Raw genomic sequence first — 15575 nt, forward strand, 5'->3', positions numbered from 1 at the left:
GGAAACCTCTCGTATACAACGTAGTATTAAATTTTAATAAACTTCTCAACAGCATCATTTCTTTAGATAGTTTATTTATAGACCAGATCTCTCCGGAGATTTTTTTGAACCGCGCAACTAAATTAGAACTTTATTATGCAAGACATTTAAGTAGAGAAGACTGCAAAGATATCATCATGACGGAGGTTCCGGAACTCGTGCGTAAGGACGAAAAGCTGGTTCCGAAAATGCCCCAGATCATGGCTGGACTTTCCTACGGAGTGAATCTTGAAAGCGGAAGGCCTAAAATGTCCGACGCAATTCGGGCATTCCATATCGTCGCGACCAAACGTATGATCACTTGGAACGAAATCGTTCAACAACTCAACGTTCCTCCGATCAATGAAACCAAATTCCAAGGTTCTCCCGATATCATCAAAGAAGTGGAAACAACTCTGCTTCGGCTTGCGGACGATATCCAAACCAGATTGAACCGCAAGCACGAACTACAAAGCCTGAGAGAAAGATATTTCCGAATCGACGATAAAGGAAGAATGAATTTCGACTTTCTGAATCTGATCGTAGACGATTATTTTGAAAATCACGTTCCCGAAAATATGCAGTCTGCGTCTATGAAATCCTCCTTTAAAGGGACTCCTCATAAATTGATGTACTTATTACTTAGGGATTTCCAAGCTTCCTATGCTCCGATTTTAGAAGGGACCGTTAAGATAGGTTCGAAAAATCAGAGTAAAGACGTAATTATCATGCATCCCGGTCTTTTTAAAAGCGATATCGAACAAATTAACAACCTACTTCGCCTTTTAGATGCGTTTAATAAAAAATATCCGAGTTTTCAATACAGCTTTGCGACTTACAACGAACATACGACTTCAACGGTGGGAGTGGAAGACCAGATTACTCAGAACCTTTTGAAGTTGCTTGGAGATGCTGCCGCGTTTATGGGAAAATTTGCGGAGAAAATCAATATCATCGTTGAAAATCACTTACTCGCAAAACAATACGAGGCTTCCGGCAAACTGAACGAAAGAGTTTTGGTTTCCAAAGAGAAAGTAATCGAAGAAATCAAAATTCTTCACAGATTCATTCCTTACTGCGATTCAACCATCGTTTCGGGAAATCGATTGAGCGGGAAAACGTTAGAATTCGCCTTTTTGGAGATGACAAAACTCTTCTATAACTATGCGGTGATTTATAAGGATAAATCCACAATTACCAAATTGACCTTACATAAAAAACTAGACGCAGAACTTGGATCTCTGACGAAAGAATACGAGAGACTTTCCGGTAAACCTTACGAGACAAAGCGAATGGAGGAAACATGAGGATTCTCACAGGAGTCCAACCCTCTGGTAAGCTTCATTTAGGAAATTTTTTCTCCGTCATTCGAAAGCTCAAAGAATATCAGGATTCGGCAGACCTATTTTGTTTTATCGCAGATCTGCATTCTTTAACTACGTTCTCTTCGAAAGAAAAACAAAAAGAAAACACATTCAACGCGGTCTGCGATTTTTTAGCTCTGGGAATCGACCCGGATCGGTGTACGTTTTGGTTACAATCCGGAGTTCCGGAAGTTACCGAACTAACCTGGTATCTGAGTCATTCGATCACCGTCAACCAGTTGAACTTGGCGCATTCTTACAAAGATAAGGTTGCAAAAGGTTTTAATCCCGGAGGAGGGCTTTTTTTCTATCCGGTTTTGATGGCGGCGGATATTCTCGGCTTCGACAGCGACCAGGTTCCTGTCGGTAAAGACCAAAAGCAACATTTGGAATTTGCCAGAGACATCGCTTCGAATTTCAATCGGGAAATCGGTCCCGTTTTTAAAGTCCCCGAACCTGAAATCGACGAAACAACGGCTTTGGTTCCCGGTACGGACGGACAGAAAATGTCCAAGTCTTACGGGAACACGATCAACTTTTTCGATTCCGAAAAAGAACTTAAGAAATCCATAATGTCTATCACAACCGATTCCGCGGGAATCGACGAAGTCAAAGATCCCTCCAAAAGTAATATTTATGCAATTCATTCTTTGTTTTTAGATGAAAAAGGAAGAGAAGCCCTGAAACAGAAGTTTTTAATCCCCGGAACCGGATACGGAGAACTTAAAAAACAACTTTTACAGGATACCTTGGATTATTTTGCCCCTTTTCGCCAGGAACGGGAAAAAATCGGGAAAGACAAATCTTTTGTGGAAGCAGCTCTTAAAAAAGGACAAGAAAAAGCCAGAAATACGATCACAAACGTCCTTGATCGAACCCGCAAAGAATTAGGGATTTATCAGTTTTAAAATCCAGAATATTCTATTTTTATTATGTGATTGAATCGCTCCATCTTTTCCACTTTTCCACTTTTCCACTTTTCCACTTTTCCACTTTTCCACTTTTCCACTTTTCCACTTTTCCACTTTTCCCTTCGAACCGATTCGATTCTGTGCTGTCTTTCTTTATCTCGTATCAAAAGAGCTTCTTTTACGGTAAGCGTTTCCGTTATAAGAATTATGAGCCTCGTAAAAATCACCCGAGTTGTCGGTGGATTGATATCTACTCGGGTTTTTCTTCGCAAACTAAGAATTTTATTCTGGTGCGATTTTTCAAAAACGTCGATTGGATTTTGTACCGTTTGACCGTGATGCGCGTAAAGACTTCCTTAAAAGGGAAAGCCGATTAAAATCGTTAAGACTTTTTTCATGATTTTCACTTCGTGTAATCTTTGTTATCTTTCTCCGAAATAGAAGGATTCACTTTCTGAAACATTAATATAAAGAAGCGTTATTGAGAACTTGTCCCAAAACCTCGAGTGTAGGAATTCGTACGAGAATGTTCCAACGATAAAATCCGTTAGAAAATCCATAAATCACCGATCTGCGGAAATTTCCACACTCTATTACAAACTTATGAAATGATTGCGCTGATTTCTTTTAGTATTTTGGGACAAGTTCTTATTAATTTGAACTTTGTAAATCTATTCTAAAATGTGGGAACTACAACAAATCGCGATTTTACGAACAAATTCTAAAAGTAGGGACTCCTACTTTTAAAAAATTCTTTCTCATTTTCAACCATCGAACTCACGTTAATATATGTTTTTGCGCTAACTCTAAAAAACCAAACTCGTTCCAGAAATTTTTAAATCCAATTCTTCACTTCGGTTTTTCAAATCAAAAACAATCCGCATAAATTTTAGCATTTCCCGTTTTTTACACCGTTGGCATTTAGACATGCAAGAAAATCGTAAGCCACCCTTATCAAATACAAATCGTTTCAAAAAAGACCCGTATTGAAAGTTATTTGCCTCCTCCATATACGTAATTATATCTCCGAAACCATATCGATAAGAAATAGAACATACAAAAGATACTTTATCTTCGTCTAAAATGCCGAATCCTAAAATATTTTTGAGTACTTTCGAATAAAAGCCTCTGGAGAGGCTTTTTAATGATTGCCATTTATATAACATTTCCAATTCTGCCACTTTATGAGTCACCTTTGCGCATCGCGTTTTATTCATCTTTTAACCTCATTTGCGGTTCTCAGCATGACAGTTCTGAATTGTAAGAAGGAAAAAGATGATTCTTCAATTCTCTTAGCCGTAGCGGCCTTACTAGCAGGGACTTCAACAACGAATAGCTCAAACATTTCTTATGGCGGTACAAAAAGCCCGGGCGACGTTATGACCGGAGATATGGTGAAAGCCAATTATGGGAATTTCTCATTCACGAACCTTACGACGAATGAAAAAATCTCCGGTCAAGTAACCACATATTCATCGAGCCCTTTCATCGCCCTTATGTCTGCACCGTCTTACACACAAGGCGGATTTGCCATTCCTATCGAAGGAGTGGGACTTTTAGCTACACCGATTTCCGGTTATTCAAACGCAGGTGGCGCACCCGTAACGGCAATGCGTGCGGAACTGTACACAGAGAAAAGTTCGAATTGTTCCGACGTAAGTGGAACGTTTAATACAGTTCAAGCAATGTTCGGAAATGCGGCCGGCGCATTTCAAGGTGGGTATGGTACCTTGACAATCACCGGAACAAACCAGAAATTCATTGCAGGAACAATCACAACTTTGGGTGGTGCGGGTACCGCAGTAAACCTCAATAACGGAATCTGTACCGATGGTAAGGTTACATGGGCCACCGGTGAAACCGCATTCGTTTCTTCAACTGGTGTACTTATTTTAGATATGGGAACGGGTAAAGGTGGTTTTTTCGGTTTAGCCAAAGACGTTAACCTAAACGGCTCAGGAATTCTAAACGGCAAAACACTTCTCGGTTTTGATAATTTACGAGGAGCCAATGCGGCGACTGTTGATTCCTTCGTAAGCGGCAAATTCACGTGTTTAAACGGAGTTTGCACAGGAGTGAATATAGATGCTCGGACCTTGACGGCCCAAAATAACGGCAACTCTTCTACTAACGTTCCTGCGTTTACAAATGGCATTTCGGCTTCTACGACGTTTGGAAATGGCGGAGGAGGAATGCCGCTAGCCGCAAACGACAATTTAGTTCTGATTGCACGCACAGTGAATGGTAAGATTACGATAGCTATGATCGCCTGCTCAACAGGCGGATGTACAGCCGCTTCTTCCAGACACTTCGGACTCTACACTGAAAACTAAGAGTTAATCCCGCCGCCTATTCTTTTACGGGCGGGTATTTTTCATTCGAAATAATTCCACTCAGCCAAATTACGGCGACAAAAACAAAATAGGAAACGGATCCATGAGATTTGTTCCCTATTTTTTGATATATACGTTACAAATTTTAGAATGTAACGATCTTAAAATATTCCCTAAAAAGCAAAATCTCTTCATTCAAATGAATAGAATTATCCGAAAATTTTTCATCAAAGCGTAAGAGAAACTCCGAATATCAACCCGAACGTTTTATTCTTCGGAAATCCAATACGGACTTTGTAAGACTTATTTTAAAATCCCAAAATCGGGCTTTTAAAATAAACGAAAGACGTTTAAAAAAAACGAAATATTCAAATTTACTAATAAGTTTCGTTCGACCAACCCATTTCGTTTAGAAAGTCATCATAGGGACCGTTGAAAATTCGAATCGTATCATTATCGAATACGACCAACTTTGTCGCAACGGCACGCAAATGAAGTTCATCGTGAGTAATCATGATAACGGAGCCCTCAAACTCATCAATCGCTTCGATCAGAGAATCGCAAGACTGCATATCCAAGTGATTCGTCGGTTCATCAAGGTAAAGAAGATGGCAAGGAGTCACAAGAATTTTTCCGAGAAGTACTCTACTTTTTTCACCGCCGGAAAGGACTTTGATTTTTTTAAGAGCTTGATCGTCTGAAAACATCAGACCGCCCGCAATCGTTCTAGCCTTCCATTCCGTACAAGACTGATCGGAAATCATGATCTCCTCGACCACAGTCGAATTTTCATTGAGATTGAGTTTGTTTGTCTGACCGAAATAACCTTCCTTCAAAGCCGGATGTTTTTTGATCGTTCCCTGGGAAGGCTCAAGCTCCCCCGCAAGAATTTTAAGAAGAGTGGATTTTCCTTTTCCGTTCTTACCGATGATACAAATTCTTTCTTTATTTCCCACACCGATGGAAAAATTTTCGATGAGATACGGTTCCCTACCGTCATACGAAAAACAAAGATTTTCCACGGACAACATCTGACTCGCGGCAAAAGGAGCGCTATTAAAATATAACTCCAAATCCTGAATTTTTTCCAGAGCCTTCATCTCGCCTTGTTTTTCTAATTTTTTGACCCTGGACTGAGCTCGACTAGCGAAACTCGCTTTCGCTTTAAATTTTGCGATAAATACCTCCTCTTGCTTACGCTTTTTTGCTTCGTTTAAACGGGTCTTCTCATAAATTTCTTCGGATTGATTGATCTGATTGTAAAGTTTATCCGTATCACCTTGGACCTTGATCGCTTTAGTTCGATGAATCGCAATCGTATGAGTGACTACCGCGTCCATAAAACCTCTATCATGAGTCACTAATATGATTTCGCCTTCCCATTCCCGCAAAAATTCTTCGAGCCAACGAATCGTGACAATATCGAGATAGTTATTCGGTTCGTCAAGCATCAGCATATCGGGAGAGGAAACGAGAAGTTTTGCAAGATTCATCCGGATCTGATAACCTCCGGAAAATTCGTCCGGATTCCTTTCCATGTCCCGTTCGGAAAAACCCAAGCCGGAAAGAATCTTTTCAACCTGCCAAGTTTCGTATTCTTCCCCTTCAGGAAGACCGAGAGCACATTCTTCTAAAACCGTAGACTTAGTAAAATGAAGATGCTGTTGAAGATGACCGATTTTATAACCTTTAGGAATCGAGATTATACCTGAGTCAGGTTCAACGTTTCCAAGAATCATCTGAAAGAGTGTAGACTTTCCATGACCATTTCGACCGACCAGGCCGATCTTTTCTCCTCGATTGATGCTCAAATTTAAATCGTCAAAAAGGACTTTAGTTGTAAAAGCCTTATTTAGGCCAGATATTTTAATCATAATTGATGTGTTCTAAGTTTCTAAAACCAGGTTTTCAAAAAAGGTTTATATTTCACTTAAAAATTAATACGATCACCGCCTGATGTTCAAAGATTGCCTCTATTTTGAATTTAGAAAAAGTGTAAATACGATCCTAAAAGATCGGGCCGAGCTTTCAAATGTTAATAATATAATATTTTTTTAAAGTATATCATCGTATTTCCAAAAATTGACCGAAATCGTTTTTAAATACTCCATTGTTTAACGGATCATTTTGGAATCATTGCGATTGTATTACCCTGTTGTTGGGTGGGAGAAAAAAATTTTGAAATCCGTTCGGCGGAAACTTTTAGAGTTCAATGTTTACTACTCGGACATATAAAAATAGTACTAAAATGAACGCGGCGATTTTTGCAAAAATATAGAAGTTTTCACAAAATTGGGCCGAATCCGGAATTGCCGGCTTTTTTGAAGAAGATCCAACATTCCAACTTTTGAAACAAACTTATTAAGGTATTCTTGTCATGCTTCCGAGTGGTAACTTTTAAAAATAGGAAAAAGATAAAAACCCGTTCCGAAAACCTGGAAAACTTTCCAGTGATGGTTTTAGTGTAAATGCACCGTTTCAACGCAGAATTATCAGAGTTTGTCTTCAAACTTTCCTTCTGTGGGAGCAGCGACACTGTCATCAGTCCTTTGAATGTGGAAACTCCTATACTTCATTGCGTATATTCAATATTTTGAAAGTACATGTGTGACAGACAAGGATTCTGAACACGTCGTTCTCAAAATCGAACCTATATTACCAAACGGACAACAATGTTTAAAACATCGAGTCAAAAAGAAGAGAATCCGTGCCCCGAAAGGTAAACCCCGTAAGAAAGACTTGTCAAGAAAAGTCTCCATTTCAAAGTTAAGAATGTATGGCAAATCGGGGCGATCTTCAAAAAAAAAACCAAATTAAAAAACGTCCTCTTCACAATATCTACGGGAAGGAGATTCTGAGCAAACGTCTCGAGGCTGAAAACTTTCCAAGAACGACTCTTTCCTTTTATCGTTATGTCATTTTAGAAAACGTGCAAGAACTCAGGAATCGACTTTATGTGGAATGGGAAGCTCTCGGAGTTCTGGGAAGAATCTACGTAGCAAGAGAAGGAATCAACGCCCAACTTTCAATTCCTTCTCACAATCTGAATTCTTTTAAGGAGAATTTGAATTCCAGAATTCAATTTAAGGATATGCTTTTAAAAATCGCCGTGGAGGACGATCATAGATCCTTTTTAAAACTTGATTTAAAAGTGCGGAATAAAATTGTCGCGGATGGATTGAATGACGACGCATTCGACGTGACTAATGTTGGAAAACACCTTTCCGCAGAAGAATTCAATCGTTGTATGGAGGATAAAAATTCCATCGTAGTCGACGTAAGAAATCATTATGAAAGTGAAATCGGTCATTTTGAAAACGCCATTCTTCCACAATCGGACACCTTCCGGGAAGAACTTCAAATCCTACTGGAGTTGTTAAATGGGAAAGAAGATCATAAAATCCTAATGTACTGCACGGGAGGAATCCGTTGTGAAAAAGCAAGCGCTTGGCTCAAACATCACGGATTCAAGGACGTCAATCAACTTCACGGCGGAATCATCTCTTACGCACACGAAATTTCTCAAAAAGGACTAGAATCCAAATTTAGAGGAAAAAATTTCGTATTCGACGGGCGCCTTCAAGAAACAATCGGAAACGAGATAATTTCCGTTTGCCATCAGTGCGGAAAGAAAAGCGATCGTCACATAAACTGTTCAAACCCAGGATGTCATATTCTTTTTATCCAGTGTGATGACTGTTCCGAAAAATTCGAAGGATGTTGCACGGAAGAATGCAAAACCGTCTTACATCTCCCGAAAGAAAAACAAAAGGAGATCCGAAAAGGAAAATCGAACGAAAATCGTTTCTTTACAAAGTCGAAAATCCGTCCGAAAATTTCGGAACTCTACCAGAACCGAAAGCCTTTCGAAACCGCCTGAACTTTTAAAAAGGAATTCTCCTTCTAGACCAAAACCAAGCGAGACTTACACCGGCAAGCCCGTGCCAGATCCCCCAAACCGCCGCAATGATCGCCATACTTCCTTGGCCTCCGAAGAATGCGAAGATCAAAACAAGTCCTAATCCTGAATTTTGAATTCCGGTCTCTATGGAAATACAACGAGCATCCCTCTCGTCCAAACGAACCAGCTTTGCAAAGTAATATCCCAATAAGAAACCGGTAGTGTTCATTATAAAAACGTAAAGAAACACCCTGTGAATCACCTTCAAAAATATCTGATAATTGGCAAGAAGCGCGATCAATAAAAACGTGATAAAGATAAAACCCGAAAGAATCTTGAGAGGTTTTGCCAGTTCTACCGCGTTTTTCGGTAAATATCTCTTTGTCAAAATACCTAGAAAAATCGGAATCACTAGAATGATTAAGATCGCTTTAAAAACATCCCAAGGATTGAGCGTTATTTCTTTCAGAGCCGTTTGAACAGGAGGATATAAATTCCCCCAGAAAAAAAAATTGAACGGAGTTGCAACAATCGCAAGAATCGAAGAAAAGGTGGTGAGCGAAATCGAAAGAGCCGTATTTCCTCTTGCAAGAAGAGTGATAAAATTCGAAATATTTCCACCGGGGCAAGCTGCAACGAGAAGCATCCCAAGTGCGACTCCCGAAGGCGGATTTAAAATCCAAAGAAGAAGATAAGTCGCAAACGGGAAAAGAACAAATTGCGACAAGATACCGGTAATGGACGCTCTAGGCTTATCGAAAAGTAATCTAAAATCTTCCAATTTAAGTTCCAAGGCGATCCCATACATAATCAACCCCAAAAGCAAATTCAAAAAAACTAAACCGCTTTCGTTGAAATTAATCCGAACTGCATCTAATTCCGACATCGTCTAATCCGCCCAAGCCACAAAAATTTCCCTCGGGCCGGTAAACGGATGCCGTCCGTGAGAAACCGAGTAATTATCGATCACCAGCACATCTCCTTCTTGCCAAGAAAAAAGAGAAATATTGTTCCAAAATGCGTCTTGGATTCTTTTCAGTTCCGGTCCTGAAATTTCTTGACCGTTACCGTAAGTGCAGTGCGTATCCAAGTATTCTTTTTTAGTCGTGATTTTTTTGATAAAAGTAAGAATTTCAAGTGTGATTCCTACTAAAAAGCTACGAATCGTTTTTTGACGAGTAAAGATCCTCCAGTATTCCTTACGGGCTGCGTCGATATGAAACACTTGAGAGTGATTGTGCCAAGCTAACGATTTGAATTCTGGATGTTTACGAATCGCTAATGTAGTGTTGATCAATCTCAAGTTATCCTTGCCGAACCATTCCACTGTAAATTTTTGTTTTTTAGAAACCTCTTCCACCTTCTCTCTATCTTTTGTTTGAAACATTTCGTCCCAACGTTTTGTTTTCCAAAACTGAAAACGGGATCGACTCGAAGGACCGTCATAAACTCTAGAGTAACGAACTTTTTCTTTCTCGAATTTTTCACGAATAAAAGCCGGAACTTCGTTCAAAACCTTTCTGAGATCGGTGATAGGAGTTTCTCCGAACTTTCCCGGAGCTTTTTTACAATAGAAGAAAAGTTTTTTAGGAGGAGAATCCAAAAAGCTCATCTCCGCGTGTTGCATGATTGGATATGCCGACGGAAGTTCCGTTGCGGTAAATGTATACTTAGTCACCTGATTCCTCGGAGATGTTCCGAGGTAGTTATTCTTTAGATTGGAGTCCACATTAATAATCACATCTTCAAAATCCTGAGGAGAAGATACATCAAATCCTCTAAAAAGAACGGCTCCATATTCTTTGAGATCATCAGTTAACGCGCGTTTGTTGCTTTTGATCCATTGGATCAGCCTTTGTTTACCTTTTTGTTCCTCAGAATCCGGCTGATAGACTACAGGAAGAGGATTTTTAAAATCGATAAATCCCTTTGATAAAGCAAAAGTAACGTTCGATTTTGTCTTTTTTACGGTAACCGCTTTTGTCTTTGCTTTAGAATGTGTTTTGCTTTTTACCTTGGAAAAAGTTTTAGCTACCATAAAAAATCCCCAAAAAGATTTCCAGACCGTGCTCCGAAGAGCGATCCGAAAAACGCCTTTTTGGATCGATGGAAAATGTTCTTATTTTTGATGCAAGAAATATTCAATATAGTAGATAAAAAATTCAATAAATTGAAAAAATAACTAGAATCCGAACTTTGTAAATCTATTCTTAAAATATGGGAAATACCACAAATCACGATTTTTATGAACAAATTCTAAAATTGTAGGAACTACTACTTCAGAAAATTCTTTCTCATTTTCAAACGTCGAACTCACATTAAACAAATCTTCCTAAACTCAGGACCGTCGAACAAATCTCAAATTCAAATCAATCAAAAATCCCCAGATCCATTTTGGCTTCTTCTGTGGCCATTTCACGGGGATCCCATTTAGGAACCCAGACCACTTCCACTTCGGCGTCCGAAATTCCTTCCACCCGCAGAGTATGGTCCTTGATCTGTTGTTTTATCTGGGGGCCGGCCGGGCATGCCATCGAAGTATAAGTCATATCGATCTTTGCTTTGGAACCTTCCACCTTAATCCTATAAATGAGTCCAAGTTCGGCGACGGAAATTCCGATTTCGGGATCTTCCACTTTTTTTATTTCTTCGTAGATCTGTTCTTCCAACATATTTGTAGGAGCTTCTAACATTCCATGTTCCTCCTTTGGTATCTTTCTTGACTTTCTCTTGATTATAAAACTCTTGCGGGCTTATGCAAGAACTTACGACTTCAATATTTCTGTAAAAGAAATTTCCGTTTACGATATGTGCAAAGTCCTAAAATCAGGTTTACAAAAATCAGATTGTTTGATAAACGAAATGAGAAGTAAAAAGGGCTAACTTCATCCACTCATCCTGCTATTTTTCAATTCGAGAGAGTGCCCTTTCTAAAGTATTCCAAGGAAGAACCGCACATTTGATTCTTGCGGGGATCTTTTTTACGGATTCCATCGACTCCAGGTCTTCCAGTTCTTTCTCGAACTGCGGGTCCCGATTTTCAAGAAACATACTCTTAAAACGGGAAAGAATATGTTCCGCTTCGAGAACCGTCTTTCCTCGAATTGATTCGGCCATCATGGAACCGGAAGCCTGGGAAATCGAACATCCCTTTCCCGTTACACGAACATCTGCAATTTTATCTCCCTCAAGATTGATCGTAAGTTCGAGCTCGTCCCCGCATAGAGGATTGATCCCATGTTCAGATAAATCCGCCGGTTCGAGTTTACCCCGAAATCTCGGATTTTGATAGTGATCGAGTATAACTTCTTTATAGAGACTATCGCTTAAGGACACGGGAGAATATTTCCTTTACTTTAATTAGACCTTCGATCAATCGATCGATGTCACCTTTTGTATTGTAAAGATAGAGACTCGCGCGGCAGGTCCCCGGTATGTTTTTAAACGCCATAAAAGGTTGAGCACAGTGATGTCCGACCCGGATCGCAATTCCCTCTTCGTCGAGAATCGTTCCGACATCGTGCGGATGCACTCCCGGAAAGTTGAAGGAAATGACTCCTCCTCTTTTGGATAAATCCCTCGTTCCATAAAGTTCCAATCCGCCGAAATCGTCCAATCGATCGAGTGCGTAAGCGAGAAGTTCCACTTCGTGATTTCTGACTTCCTGCATTCCGATCGTTTCGAGGTATTCGATCGCAGATTCGAAACCGATCACTCCCGCAATGTTGGGAGTTCCCGCCTCGAGTTTGGAAGGAAGTTCCGCATATGTGGATCTTTCCTTATAAACGTGAGCGATCATATCCCCTCCGCCCATCCAAGGAGGCATCTCCTCTAAAATTTCTTCTTTTGCGTAAAGAACTCCGACTCCGGTCGGGCCGAGCATCTTATGCGCGGAGAATACGTAGAAATCATAATCCATTTCCTTCATATTGACAGGGAGATGACAAACCCCCTGAGCCCCGTCCACAAGAACCTTAGCGCCTACTTCTTTCGCTCTTTTTTGAATCGAAGCAAGATCGTGAATCGTTCCGGTCACGTTCGACATCTGAGCAACAGCGACTAACTTTGTCTTAGTCGTGATGATCTCATCCAAATTGCTCAGATCCAACGTGCCGTCTTCGTTTAACGGAATGAATCTTAATACCGCTTTTTTTTCCTGAGCGAGCATCTGCCAAGGTACGATGTTGGAATGGTGTTCGAGTTCGTTCAAAACGATCTCGTCCCCTTCTTTGACTTGAGTCCTTCCCCAAGTCTGAGCGACTAAATTGATCGATTCGGTCGCGTTTCTCGTAAAGATACAAACCTTCGCACACTGAGCTCCGATAAATCGGGAAAGACGAATTCTACTCAGCTCGTATTTTTCCGTGGCTTTTTGAGAAAGATAATAAATCCCACGATGTATATTTGCGTTTTCTTCTCTATAATACTTTTCGATTCTATCGATGACCGTAAAGGGTTTTTGCGAACTAGCCGCACTGTCCAAAAAAACGAGCGGTTTTCCGTTCATCATTGTTCCCAAAATCGGGAAATCGGTTCTAATTCTTTCGGCTGAGAAATTCATGTATTTCAATCCTCCAAATCCACTTCAATGGAGTCACCTACGATTCTCACGGGATATACGGGGAGATCTTCCACGGCGGGCATACAAAGCGCCTTTCCGGTTTTAATGGAAAACTGCGCTTCATGCCTTGGACAGGTGATTACGTCTCCGCACAATTTCCCCTCAGAGATAGCCTCTCCGTCATGTGTACAGACGTCTTCAAATGCATAAAGGTTACCGTCCAAACTCGTGATCCCGATTCTATTATATCTGGTTTCAACTACTTTGACTTTCCCGTTTTCGACCTCGGACAGATTTGCGAGTTTACGAAAGCTCATATTGGACCTTCCACTTTGTATACAATCAACTCGAAAAGCTCTTGTTGTATAGAATCCGATTCGATTTCACCGATGACTTGGCCTAGAAACCCCTCCACGATCATCCTTCTGGCCTCGTCCTCGTCGATTCCTCGGGAAGCCAGATAGAACAACTGTTCTTCGTCGATCTCACCGACGGTGGCTCCATGTTCACACTTTACATTCTCCGCATATACTTCGAGTTTCGGAATCGACTCGGCTCTCGCGGAACGGCCCAAAAGAAGGTTATTGTTGATCTGGATCGCGTTCACGTCCTTGCAGGAATTCGGAATATGAAGATTTCCGGTAAAAATATGATGCGCCTTATCCTTGAAAGCGCCTCTGTAAAGAATCGAGCTTTCCGTATGACTTTCCTTGTGAACGATCTTGACTTCGGAGTCCTGAAATTCCCGGCCTGTCATCGGAGCGAGTCCGATCACTCTGGCCCTTGCGCCTTTGCCGGAAAGTTCGACGCCTATAAGATTTTTGCCTTTATATCCCCCGGGGGTGATCTTTGCGATCTTAACGTCCGAGTCCTCTTTTTGATCGGAAAACAAATTCTGAAAATGGAATACGGAAGAACCGAAGGATTCAATTCCGACATAAGAAACTCTAGATCCGGCCCCCGTGTAAATCACGGTAAGACCTTGTAAAAGTTTGAAGTCTTTCTCTTCCGGGCATTCGTACCGTTCGGCGATAAACGCCTTGCTGTGGTTTCCGATTTTTACCACAAGAATGGGAAGAATTTTATTTTCCTTCTCAAGTCGAAACTTGATTTCGATTTCCTCCTTGAGAATGAGATCGTTTTCCACTTCGATATAGATTCCGTGAGTAAAGCTGGAAAGACTGTAAAGCGTAAACCATTCTTCATTCCGTTTTTGAAATATACTTTCAAGGTTGTTTAAAAAGAATTCGAGTTCTTTTCCGGAAAGGGAGTCCGCTCTTTGAAGTTTGACGCCATCGGGAGCTTTCCAAGAAATCGCGTTTATGCCGGGGGTTTCGACGAATTCTTCCGGATGAAAATTAGAAAGCGGAATTTTTCTCCAGGATTCGTTTTCCGATCCCGGAATTTTCAGAGTGCGGAATTTTGCAAAGACCTTGACGCGAAAATCTTTCAGAGCCTGAGGTTCTCCGCTACGGGAAAGCAAATTCTCAAACTGAGTTTCTAAAAACATTTTCGTTTCAGTCTCCGGATTCTGCAAGGACCCAATCGTATCCCTTCTCTTCCAATTCCAGCGCGAGTTCTCTCGTTCCGGTTTTGAGGATTTTTCCCTTTGCAAACACGTGAACAAAATCCGGTGCAACATAATTTAACATTCTTTGATAGTGTGTGATGAGTAAAATGGATTTTTCCGGAGTTTTATTCCTATTGATTCCCTCGCTTACGATTCGAAGCGCGTCTATATCCAGTCCCGAATCGGTTTCATCCAATACGGAAAGTTTCGGCTTGAGTAAACTCATTTGGAGAATTTCATTTCTTTTTTTCTCCCCTCCGGAAAATCCGTCGTTCACATAACGTGCGATAAACGATTCCGGAATATCGAGTGCGGCCATGGCGTCTTTGAGTTCTTTTCTAAATTCTCTGACCGGTAGTTCTTTTCCTCTTACCGACTTTATGACGGTTTTCAGAAAGCTTCCAATCGTAACTCCGGGTATACTCGTCGGATATTGAAAGCAGAGAAAGATTCCGAGGCGCGCACGTTCGTTCGTCGGAAGATCCAAAATGGACTTTCCTTCGAATAAAATATCACCCGATAAAACTTGGTATTTCGGATGGCCCATGATAACATTGGAAAGCGTACTTTTTCCGGAACCGTTCGGTCCCATAATGGCATGAATTTCTCCGGATCGAATCGTAAGATTGACGCCCTTTACGATCTCTTTGATTTCTCCGGAATCACCAGTCTGAATTCCCGCCCTGAGGTCCTGGATTTTTAAAATCTCGGTCACAAAAGCACCCTTATCAGAAGAAAGTTATAGGTTGTGAAAGGATTGGAACGATTTACGGTCGATTTGAATTTACCGACCCATCAAAGTTTTCGTCTCTCTGTGAGAAAATCGTTCCTGGGTCCTTTTCCCTGACCCCTATTCTACCAGTGTTTTTTTTTTGTAGAAAGAGATCAAATAGGAAAGAAATCCGAACTAAGCCCCA

General features: G+C 40.8%; 14 protein-coding genes and 1 pseudogene (1 of these 15 running past the window's edge). 4 read left to right on the forward strand and 11 right to left on the reverse strand.

Annotated elements, in window-relative coordinates; all coding sequences use genetic code 11:
- Positions 1–1325, forward strand: partial view of a hypothetical protein gene (locus tag CLV95_RS05760; protein WP_002734018.1) — the 3' portion only. Its footprint begins 496 nt before the window's first position; only the last 1325 of its 1821 coding nucleotides appear in the window; its start codon lies beyond the left edge, outside the window; it ends in the stop codon at positions 1323–1325.
- Positions 1322–2290 carry a tryptophan--tRNA ligase gene (gene trpS / locus CLV95_RS05765; RefSeq protein ID WP_002723646.1) on the forward strand — a complete coding sequence of 323 codons (969 nt, stop codon included), beginning with the start codon at positions 1322–1324 and terminating at the stop codon, positions 2288–2290. Before CLV95_RS05760 ends, trpS begins: the two co-directional genes overlap by 4 nt.
- A gap of 162 nt (positions 2291–2452) precedes the next feature.
- On the opposite strand, the pseudogene CLV95_RS20035 reads toward trpS, so the two are convergent.
- Together CLV95_RS20035 and CLV95_RS05775 are read right to left on the reverse strand one after the other, a co-directional pair.
- Positions 2453–2691: pseudogene (locus CLV95_RS20035) on the reverse strand (phospholipase); the annotation flags it as partial.
- A 408-nt stretch (positions 2692–3099) separates the two neighbouring features.
- Positions 3100–3474 carry a hypothetical protein gene (locus tag CLV95_RS05775; protein ID WP_002733991.1) on the reverse strand — a complete coding sequence of 125 codons (375 nt, stop codon included), beginning with the start codon at positions 3472–3474 and terminating at the stop codon, positions 3100–3102.
- Between the two features lie 3 nt (positions 3475–3477).
- Between CLV95_RS05775 and CLV95_RS05780 the strand changes: the two genes are divergently transcribed.
- The gene (locus CLV95_RS05780) at positions 3478–4626 is read left to right on the forward strand and encodes a hypothetical protein (protein ID WP_002734152.1); all 1149 of its coding nucleotides are present in this window, start codon (positions 3478–3480) and stop codon (positions 4624–4626) included.
- 377 nt (positions 4627–5003) lie between these two features.
- Here the strand turns inward: CLV95_RS05780 and CLV95_RS05785 are convergent, their stop codons facing one another.
- Positions 5004–6500, reverse strand: a complete 1497-nt coding sequence (locus CLV95_RS05785) for an ABC-F family ATP-binding cassette domain-containing protein (protein ID WP_016749008.1) — start codon at positions 6498–6500, stop codon at positions 5004–5006.
- Between the two features lie 902 nt (positions 6501–7402).
- Here CLV95_RS05785 and trhO point away from each other — a divergent pair.
- Entirely contained in the window at positions 7403–8506 is a 1104-nt protein-coding gene (trhO, locus tag CLV95_RS05795; protein ID WP_002734283.1) for an oxygen-dependent tRNA uridine(34) hydroxylase TrhO, read from the forward strand.
- A gap of 4 nt (positions 8507–8510) precedes the next feature.
- Here the strand turns inward: trhO and CLV95_RS05800 are convergent, their stop codons facing one another.
- The 8 genes from CLV95_RS05800 to sufC all read right to left on the reverse strand — a co-directional run bounded on the left by CLV95_RS05800 (position 8511) and on the right by sufC (position 15373).
- Positions 8511–9413 (reverse strand): bile acid:sodium symporter family protein, encoded by a 903-nt coding sequence (locus tag CLV95_RS05800; protein WP_002734243.1) that lies wholly within the window; start codon positions 9411–9413, stop codon positions 8511–8513.
- Between the two features lie 3 nt (positions 9414–9416).
- Complete coding sequence (locus CLV95_RS05805; protein ID WP_002734069.1) at positions 9417–10565, reverse strand: TauD/TfdA family dioxygenase; 1149 nt, start codon at positions 10563–10565, stop codon at positions 9417–9419.
- A gap of 331 nt (positions 10566–10896) precedes the next feature.
- The gene (locus CLV95_RS05815; RefSeq protein WP_002723658.1) at positions 10897–11220 is read right to left on the reverse strand and encodes a metal-sulfur cluster assembly factor; all 324 of its coding nucleotides are present in this window, start codon (positions 11218–11220) and stop codon (positions 10897–10899) included.
- 208 nt (positions 11221–11428) lie between these two features.
- On the reverse strand, positions 11429–11863 hold the full coding sequence (gene sufU / locus CLV95_RS05820; RefSeq protein ID WP_002723640.1) for a Fe-S cluster assembly sulfur transfer protein SufU: 435 nt from the start codon (positions 11861–11863) through the stop codon (positions 11429–11431).
- On the reverse strand, positions 11847–13088 hold the full coding sequence (locus CLV95_RS05825; protein ID WP_002723633.1) for a cysteine desulfurase: 1242 nt from the start codon (positions 13086–13088) through the stop codon (positions 11847–11849). Before CLV95_RS05825 ends, sufU begins: the two co-directional genes overlap by 17 nt.
- Before the next feature lie 5 nt (positions 13089–13093).
- The gene (locus tag CLV95_RS05830; RefSeq protein ID WP_002723648.1) at positions 13094–13405 is read right to left on the reverse strand and encodes a non-heme iron oxygenase ferredoxin subunit; all 312 of its coding nucleotides are present in this window, start codon (positions 13403–13405) and stop codon (positions 13094–13096) included.
- Complete coding sequence (gene sufD, locus CLV95_RS05835; RefSeq protein WP_002723615.1) at positions 13402–14598, reverse strand: Fe-S cluster assembly protein SufD; 1197 nt, start codon at positions 14596–14598, stop codon at positions 13402–13404. The genes CLV95_RS05830 and sufD overlap by 4 nt, the downstream gene beginning before the upstream one ends.
- A gap of 7 nt (positions 14599–14605) precedes the next feature.
- Positions 14606–15373: a Fe-S cluster assembly ATPase SufC gene (gene sufC, locus CLV95_RS05840; RefSeq protein WP_002723659.1), complete on the reverse strand. Its 768-nt coding sequence runs from the start codon at positions 15371–15373 to the stop codon at positions 14606–14608.
- Between the last annotated feature and the right edge of the window lie 202 nt (positions 15374–15575).

The sequence above is a fragment of the Leptospira borgpetersenii serovar Javanica genome (assembly GCF_003046425.1).
In the GTDB taxonomy this organism is placed as follows: domain Bacteria; phylum Spirochaetota; class Leptospiria; order Leptospirales; family Leptospiraceae; genus Leptospira; species Leptospira borgpetersenii.

What these genes read in the sequence shown, in the direction of transcription:
- trpS (WP_002723646.1), top strand. Translation starts at nt 1,322, where the DNA reads ATGAGGATTCTCACAGGAGTCCAACCCTCTGGTAAGCTTCATTTAGGA.
- CLV95_RS05780 (WP_002734152.1), top strand. Translation starts at nt 3,478, where the DNA reads ATGAGTCACCTTTGCGCATCGCGTTTTATTCATCTTTTAACCTCATTT.
- CLV95_RS05785 (WP_016749008.1), bottom strand. Translation starts at nt 6,500, where the DNA reads ATGATTAAAATATCTGGCCTAAATAAGGCTTTTACAACTAAAGTCCTT.
- trhO (WP_002734283.1), top strand. Translation starts at nt 7,403, where the DNA reads ATGGCAAATCGGGGCGATCTTCAAAAAAAAAACCAAATTAAAAAACGT.
- CLV95_RS05800 (WP_002734243.1), bottom strand. Translation starts at nt 9,413, where the DNA reads ATGTCGGAATTAGATGCAGTTCGGATTAATTTCAACGAAAGCGGTTTA.
- CLV95_RS05805 (WP_002734069.1), bottom strand. Translation starts at nt 10,565, where the DNA reads ATGGTAGCTAAAACTTTTTCCAAGGTAAAAAGCAAAACACATTCTAAA.
- CLV95_RS05815 (WP_002723658.1), bottom strand. Translation starts at nt 11,220, where the DNA reads ATGTTAGAAGCTCCTACAAATATGTTGGAAGAACAGATCTACGAAGAA.
- CLV95_RS05825 (WP_002723633.1), bottom strand. Translation starts at nt 13,088, where the DNA reads ATGAATTTCTCAGCCGAAAGAATTAGAACCGATTTCCCGATTTTGGGA.
- CLV95_RS05830 (WP_002723648.1), bottom strand. Translation starts at nt 13,405, where the DNA reads ATGAGCTTTCGTAAACTCGCAAATCTGTCCGAGGTCGAAAACGGGAAA.
- sufD (WP_002723615.1), bottom strand. Translation starts at nt 14,598, where the DNA reads ATGTTTTTAGAAACTCAGTTTGAGAATTTGCTTTCCCGTAGCGGAGAA.